Annotated in this window: 5 protein-coding genes; 2 read left to right on the plus strand and 3 right to left on the minus strand. The window is 72.6% G+C overall.

What is annotated here, in order from left to right; translation table 11 throughout:
* Nucleotides 1-4,326, minus strand: a 4,326-nt coding sequence (locus AB0C69_RS34525) for a DEAD/DEAH box helicase (RefSeq protein ID WP_360359288.1), incomplete at its 3' end; no start/stop codon positions are given.
* A gap of 175 nt (nt 4,327-4,501) precedes the next feature.
* Here AB0C69_RS34525 and AB0C69_RS34530 point away from each other — a divergent pair.
* Nucleotides 4,502-5,779: an alpha/beta hydrolase gene (locus AB0C69_RS34530; RefSeq protein ID WP_360359291.1), complete on the plus strand. Its 1,278-nt coding sequence runs from the start codon at nt 4,502-4,504 to the stop codon at nt 5,777-5,779.
* 10 nt (nt 5,780-5,789) lie between these two features.
* Nucleotides 5,790-5,984 carry a DUF3046 domain-containing protein gene (locus AB0C69_RS34535; protein ID WP_360359294.1) on the plus strand — a complete coding sequence of 65 codons (195 nt, stop codon included), beginning with the start codon at nt 5,790-5,792 and terminating at the stop codon, nt 5,982-5,984.
* A gap of 8 nt (nt 5,985-5,992) precedes the next feature.
* Here AB0C69_RS34535 and AB0C69_RS34540 read toward each other — a convergent pair whose 3' ends face one another.
* On the minus strand, nt 5,993-7,150 hold the full coding sequence (locus tag AB0C69_RS34540; protein ID WP_360359297.1) for a glutathionylspermidine synthase family protein: 1,158 nt from the start codon (nt 7,148-7,150) through the stop codon (nt 5,993-5,995).
* A gap of 3 nt (nt 7,151-7,153) precedes the next feature.
* The coding region (locus tag AB0C69_RS34545; RefSeq protein WP_360359300.1) for a hypothetical protein at nt 7,154-7,485 on the minus strand (332 nt) is incomplete at its 5' end.

Below are 7,485 nucleotides of genomic sequence, written 5' to 3' on the forward strand. Positions count from 1 at the left end.
GGCGTTCGGGTTGGCGGGAACCCCCGCGGCGAGCCCGTGCGCGCGGACCGCGGGTTTGCCGGGCGTCTCCCAGAGGGCGGAGATGTCGTCCGGTGCGGCGGCCGCCGCCGGGCGGAGCGCCCGGAGCCGGTCGACGGCGCCCGGCAGCGCGAACTGGGCGGCCCCCAGGCCCTCGACGAAGTAGCCGCGCCGGCAGCGCCCCGTCTCCTCGAACGCGCGCAGGACCGGGTAGACGGCGGAGAAGCCGCCGGGGGTGCGTTCGGCGGCGACGGCGCCGCGGATGACGATGCCGTACCGCTCCAGGAGCGCCTCGGCGAGCGCGTGGGAGCGCAGGGTCGTGGCGGGCTCGCGCTCGGGGAGCGGCCACCAGCGTCCGGCGACCGTGGGCGGACCCGTCCGGGACGGCAGGACGGGACGTCCGCGGCGCGTCGTCCGGGAGCGGTGCGTCGGACGGCCCGACCCGAGCGCGGACCGCAGCGGGGCCAGCGTGTCGTTGGTGAGGTGGCCCGCCCAGACGAGGTCCCACACGGCGGTGACGAGGTCGGCGTCGCTGGCGGTGGCCTGCTTGTTCACGCGGTCGGACAGCGTCCGGAAGAACAGCGCGCCGCCGTCGCCGAGGGCGTCGAGGACGGCCTGGTGCACCGGCGTGAGCGTGATCTCGGCCGGGGCCGGCATGAGCAGCGGGGCGGTGTCGGCCAGGTACAGCGCCACCCAGCCGTCGCCGCCCGGCAGCCCTCCCTGGCCCGCCCACACGACCTCGCCGGCCGAGGTCAGCTCGTCGAGCATGGCCGGGGTGTAGCCGGGCACCCGCGACGGCAGGACCAGCGACTCCAGCGCGGAGGCGGGGACCGCCGCGCCCTGCAGCTGCTCGATCGCCTGGACGAGCGCGTCGATGCCCCGCAGCCGCGACCCGCCCGAGATGCCGTGCCAGACCGGGAGGAACCGGCCGAGCGCCTCCGGCGGGGACGGCTCGACCTCGGCGCGCAGGCGCGCCAGGGAACGCCGCCGGAGCATCCGCAGCACGCCGCTGTCGCACCACTCGGTCGTCAGCGGGCCCGTCACGGAACCGACCGGGAGGAACTCCCCCTCGACGACCCGGCCCGCGCCCGACAGCCGCCGCAGCGTCTCGACGACCACGGCGACGCCCAGCCCGAAGCGCGCGGCGGCCTCGGCCGCCCGGAACGGCCCGTGCGTGCGCGCGTACCGGGAGACCAGGTCGCCGAGCGGGTCGTCGACCGGTTCGAGGAACGCCTCCGGGACCCCCACCGGCAGCGGCGCGCCGAGTGCGTCCCGGAGCCGGGCGGCGTCCTCGATGGCGGCCCAGCGCTCCTCCCCGGCGATCCGCACGCGGATCGCCCGCCGTGTCGCCTCCAGCTCCGCCAGCCACCGCGACACCTGGACCAGCACCCCGTCCGGGACGGGCTCGCTGACCGCGGCGGTCTCTTCGTCACCCGCCGTGGCCGCGGTCTCGTCCGGTGGGGCGCCGAGGCTCGCGGGCAGTGTGCGCTCGGCCGCTTCGGCCGTGCTGAGGGGGCCGAGCGTGCGGAGGAGGTCGGCGACGCCCTCCATGTCACGGGCCCGGCGGTCGGAGGCGAGGCGCTGGAGTTCGCGTTCGGTCTCGGCGACGGCGTCGGGATCGAGCAGCTCGCGCAGATCGGCCTGGCCGAGCAGTTCGGCGAGGAGCGCCGAGTCGAGCGCGAGAGCCTGCGCGCGGCGCTCCGCGAGGGGCGAGTCGCCCTCGTACATGAACGCGCCGACGTAGTGGAACAGCAGGGAACGCGCGTAAGGGGACGGCTCGGAGGTCTCCACCTCCACCATGCGGACCTTGCGTCCGGACAGGTCGCGCATGAGCTGCACCAGGCCCGGGACGTCGAACACGTCCTGCAGGCACTCGCGCATGGTCTCCAGCACGATCGGGAACGACGGGTACTTGCTCGCCACGGCCAGGAGCTGCGCGGCGCGCTGGCGCTGCTGCCACAGGGGCATGCGCTTGTCGGGACGGCGGCGGGGGAGCAGCAGCGAGCGCGCCGCGCACTCGCGGAACCGGGCGGCGAACAGCGCCGACCCGCCCAGCTCGTCGACGACGATGCGCTCGATGTCGTCGGCATCGAAGACGGCGAGGTCGAGGCCGGGGGGCTCGTCCATGTCGGGGATGCGGATGACGATGCCGTCGTCGGCGTGCATGGCCTGAGCGTCGACGCCGTACCGCTCGCGCAGGCGGCCGGCTATGGCGAGCGCCCAGGGAGCGTGCACACGCGCGCCCAGCGGCGAGTGGACGACCATGCGCCAGTCGCCGAGCTCGTCGCGGAACCGTTCGACGACCATCGTGCGGTCGTCGGGTACGTGACCGGTGGCCTCACGCTGCTCGGTCAGGTAGGAGACGAGGTTGGCGGAAGCCCAGTCGTCCAGGCCGGCCGAGGTGACGCGCTCCTGCGCCTCCTCCTGGGGCAGCCGGGCCAGCTCGCGGGTGAACGAACCGAGCGCGCGGCCCAGTTCGGCCGGACGCCCCAGCGTGTCGCCATGCCAGAACGGCAGCTTGCCGGGCTGGCCCGGGGCGGGGGAGACGAGCACGCGGTCGGGGGTGATGTCCTCGATCCGCCACGAGCTCGCACCGAGGACGAACACGTCGCCCACGCGCGACTCGTACACCATCTCCTCGTCGAGTTCGCCTACGCGCGACGCCTTCTCGCCGACGAGGAACACCCCGAACAGGCCGCGGTCCGGGATCGTCCCGCCACTGGTCACGGCGAGCCGCTGGGCGCCCGGACGGTCGCGCAGCACGCCGGTCACGCGGTCCCAGACGAGGCGGGGACGGAGTTCGCCGAACTCGTCGCTGGGATAGCGCCCGGCGAGCATGTCCAGGGACGCCTCCAGCGCCGACCGGGGAAGCGTGGCGTAGGGGGCGGCGCGCTTGACGAGGGATTCGAGGTCGTCGACCGTCCACTCGTCCATGGAGACCATCGCGACGATCTGCTGGGCCAGGACGTCGAGGGGGTTGCGCGGGTACCGGAGCTCCTCGATCTCGCCGCCGCGCATGCGTTCGGCCACCACGGCCGTCTGCACGAGGTCGCCCCGGTACTTGGGGAAGATGACGCCCTTGGACACGGCGCCGACCTGGTGGCCGGCGCGCCCGACCCGCTGGAGCCCGTTGGCGACCGACGGCGGCGACTCCACCTGGACGACCAGGTCCACCGCGCCCATGTCGATGCCCAGCTCCAGGCTGGACGTCGCCACGACCGCGGGCAGGCGGCCCTCCTTCAGGGCGTTCTCGATACCGGCCCGCTCCTCCTTGGAGACGGAGCCGTGGTGCGCCCTGGCGATCTCCATGGGCGCCCCCTTGGCGGCGCCCGCCTGGGCCATCGTCGCCGCGGGGGAGTGGTCCTCCGGCAGGGGCTCGCCTGCGGCGCGCTCGTAGGCGAGTTCGTTCAGCCGTCCGCACAGCCTCTCGGCCAGGCGCCGGGAGTTGGCGAACACGAGCGTCGAGCGATGCGCCTGGATCAGGTCGAGGAGGCGGTCTTCCACGTGGGGCCAGATGCTGCGCTGGCGGGGGTCGGGCGTCCCCGAGTCGTCGACGAACCGGCCGACCTCGCCCATGTCCTCCACCGGGACGACGATGTCGAGCTCGAACACCTTCTCCGAAGGCGGCTGGACGACGGCGGCGGGCCTCGGCCCGCCCAGGAACGCCGCCACCTCGTCCGCGGGGCGGACCGTCGCCGACAGGCCGACGCGCTGGGCGGGGCGTTCGAGGAGCGCGTCCAGCCGTTCGAGGGACAGCGCGAGATGCGCGCCGCGCTTGGTGCCCGCCACGGCGTGCACCTCGTCGACGATGACGGTCTCCACCCCGCGCAGCGACTCGCGCGCCCGCGAGGTGAGGATCAGGAACAGCGACTCGGGCGTCGTGATCAGGATGTCGGGCGGCCTGACGGCCAGGCGGCGGCGCTCGTCGGCCGGGGTGTCGCCCGACCGCATGCCCACGCGGACGTCCGGCTCGGGCAGGCCGAGGCGCCGCGCCGCGTGGCGGATGCCGGCCAGCGGGGCGCGCAGGTTGCGCTCGACGTCGACGGCGAGGGCCTTCAGCGGCGACACGTACAGGACGCGGCAGCGGTGCAGGGGGTCTTCCGGAAGGGCTTCGGTGCCGAGCCGGTCGAGGGACCACAGGAAGGCCGCCAGGGTCTTGCCGGACCCGGTGGGAGCCACGACCAGCGTGTTGTCGCCGCCGGCGATGGACTCCCACGCCCCGGCCTGCGCGGGTGTGGGTGCGGCGAAGGCCCCGGTGAACCAGGCGCGGGTCGCCGGGGAGAAACGTTCGAGCACGTCACCGCCCATGTCGCCATACTGCCTTGCGGGTCGGACAGAATGCGCGGGCGTGGCGCGGCTCACACGGAGGAGCGAAGCGAACCGGGGGGTGCGGGGGGCGCTCCTCCCCGCGGGAACTATTGTAAGCAAGCGCTTGTATGGTCATGGTGGAGCGGGCAGGCCCACGTTCCGCAAGGGAGTCGCGATGCCTTACGTCCTCCTCGCCCTGGGCGTCCTGTTCGCCCTGACGGCGGCCAACGCGTACGCCCCGCGGCGCAGCCCCGGCCTCCTCACCGCGAGCTTCTTCGCGGGCTGGCTCACGATCGAGCTGGCGCCGCACGTCCTGGTCACCTGGGCCGCCGCCGCGGCCCTGGCCGCGGCCTTCGGAGGACTGGACGGCTGGGCGGGCTGGACCGGGCTCGCCCTGGCGGTCCTCGGCATGGCGGGCGTCGCGGCCACCCTCGCGGCTTCCCGCCGGACGGTCGTCACCCTCCGGGACAGCGGCGCTCCCCTCGAACTGGACCCGGAGGGCGCGCCGCGCTACCCGCTCGGACACCTGATCGTCCCCCCTCTGTGCCTGGTGCCGCGCAAGGGCGTCCGCGTCGAACGCAACATCGTGTACCGGCAGGAAGGCCGCCTGCGCCTGAAACTGGACGTCTTCCGTCCCGCGGCCGAACGCGCCGACGGCGGGCTGCGCCCAGGGCTCATGCAGATCCATGGCGGAGCCTGGGTGATCGGCGACAAACGCGAGCAAGGGCTGCCGCTGCTCAACCACATGGCCGTCCAGGGATGGGTCGGCTTCAACGTCAACTACCGGCTCAGCCCGCGCGCCACCTGGCCGGAGCACCTGATCGACCTGAAGCACTTCGTCGCCTGGTACAAGGAGCACGCCGAGGAGTACGGGGCAGACCCCGACTTCCTGTGCGTGACCGGGGGGTCGGCCGGAGGGCACCTCACCGCGATGGTGGCCCTGACCGCGAACGTCCCCGAATTCCAGCCGGGCTTCGAGGACGCGGACACCACGGTGCAGGGCGCGGTCCCCTTCTACGGCTTCTACAACTTCTTCGAGCCGGGAACGTTTCCCCGCCCCTTCGGCACCACCCGCCTCATGGAACGGATGGTCGTCAAGCAGCCCTTCGCGGAGAACCAGGAGGCGTACGCCAAGGCGTCCCCGGTCACCTACGTCCGCGAAGACGCGCCGCCCTTCTTCGTCATCCACGGGAGCCGCGACTCGCTCATCCCCGTGGTCGAGGCCCGCCGATTCGTCGAGCGGCTGCGGGAGGTCTCCGACTCGCCCGTCCTCTACGCCGAGATGCAGGGCGCCCAGCACGGCTTCGACGTCTTCCCCTCCTACCGGACGGCCCGGGTCATCGAAGGCGTCGAACGGTACCTGACGGGCCTGCACCGCCAGTACCGCCAGGGCCGCGCCCCCGAGGTGCCCGGCGAGGTGACGCGGTCCCTGGGAGAACCATCCGTCGGATAGCGTGGGACACGTGCGGCTAACACTCTTCTGGGATCGGATGAACCAGCAGTTCGGCGAGCACTACGCCGAGAGCGTGGCCAAGGACTACGTCATGGCCGAGCTGGGCGGTCGCACCATCGAACAGGCCCTCGCTGACGGTGAATCCGCCAAGAAGGTCTGGCAGGCGGTCGTGGCCACCTTCGATGTCCCCGCGACCCTGCGCTAGGGGCCCGTCTACAGCGCGATGCGGTGCGGGACGAAGGACGACGTGTCGTCGGTGATGAGCCCGGACGTCTCCCTGATGCCGATGCCTGCGGCCCCGTCATGGACCACCCACGCGCCGAGCACGGGGTGTTCGCCGTCGAACTCCGGCAGCGCGCAGAACTCCTGGAAGACGTACCCCTCCGCGCCGTAGTCGCCCTGGGTCCGCTGCTCGGAACCGTCCGGCGTGACGATGCGCATGCTCGCACCCTCCCGCCCGAGCAGCGGCTTCTGCACATAGGACGTCAGGTTCGACGGAGTGTTGAGATAGGTGGGCAGCAGGTTGGGGTGGCCGGGGAACAGCTCCCACAGCAGAACGAGCAGCGCCTTGTTGGAGAGCACCATCTTCCAGATCGGCTCTATCCACGACGTCGGCGTCCCCGGGATGTTGCTCCCGAACGGCTCGGCGACGATCCACTCCCAGGGGTAGAGCTTGCAGAGCGTCCCGATCGCTTGCTCGTCGAGGTCGACGAAGCGTCCGCGCGCGGGGTCCCAGCCGATGTCCTCCATGGCGATCGCCACGCCCGGCAGGCCCGCCTCCTCGGCGGTCTCCTGCATGTAGGCGATCGTCATGACCTCCTCGCCGGTCTCGTCACCGGTGGTCCAGGCGAAGTGGACGGGCCCGCCGCCCACGGTGGGCGCCAACTCCTTCCAGCGCGCCACGAACCGCTCGTGGATGGAGTTCCACTGGTCGTCCTCGGGGTGGGTGTCCTGTAGCCAGTACCACTGGACGACGGAGCTCTCCACAAGCGCGGTCGGCGTATCGGCGTTGTACTCCAGGAGCTTGGCGGGCCCCTTGCCGTCGTAGCGCAGATCGAACCGCCCGTACAGGTGCGGGTCGTCGCGCCGCCACGACTCCTCGATCAGGGGCGCCACCCAGTCGGGGATGCCGAGGACGTGGTAACGACCGGTGGACACGACGTGCTCCACCACGTCCAGGCACATCCGGTGCAGTTCCTCGACGACGCCTTCGAGGGCCAGGACCTCGTCCATGTCGAAGACGTAGTGCACGGACTCGTCCCAGTAGGGCCGGGTCAGATGCTCGGGGTGCGCGGTGCGGTGGAAGGCCAGGCCGTGCGCCTCGACCTTCTCAGCCCAGCCCTCGCGCGGCGCGGAACGGACTCGGCGCACGGGTCAGCTCCCGCCCCGGCCGCCGCCGCCGAACCCGCCCCGGCTCAGCGTCCGCCCGCCACTCGACTTGATCTTCCCCTCGGGCCGGTACTGGCTGCCGCCGGACACGAAGCCGGACCGGCTCTTCCCGCCGTAGTACCAGAAGTAGCGGTTGTAGGCGTTGTTGGCCCCGTCGTCGATGTCGCCGGCGTTGCAGTTGTTGTCCGGGACGACCTTGTAACCGCCCTTGCCCTTGGCCGGCGCGTTGCGGTCCACGCATCTCGCCGTCGTCGAACCGGAACCGCAGGCGACGAGGGTCAACGACAGGGCGCTCACCATCCCCACCTTCACGGCGC

Source organism: Actinomadura sp. NPDC048032, from assembly GCF_040653175.1.
GTDB classification, from domain to species: Bacteria; Actinomycetota; Actinomycetes; order Streptosporangiales; family Streptosporangiaceae; genus Spirillospora; species Spirillospora verrucosospora.

Excerpts from the sequence above, each read along its gene's own strand:
- AB0C69_RS34530 (WP_360359291.1), top strand. The coding sequence starts at position 4,502 with ATGCCTTACGTCCTCCTCGCCCTGGGCGTCCTGTTCGCCCTGACGGCG.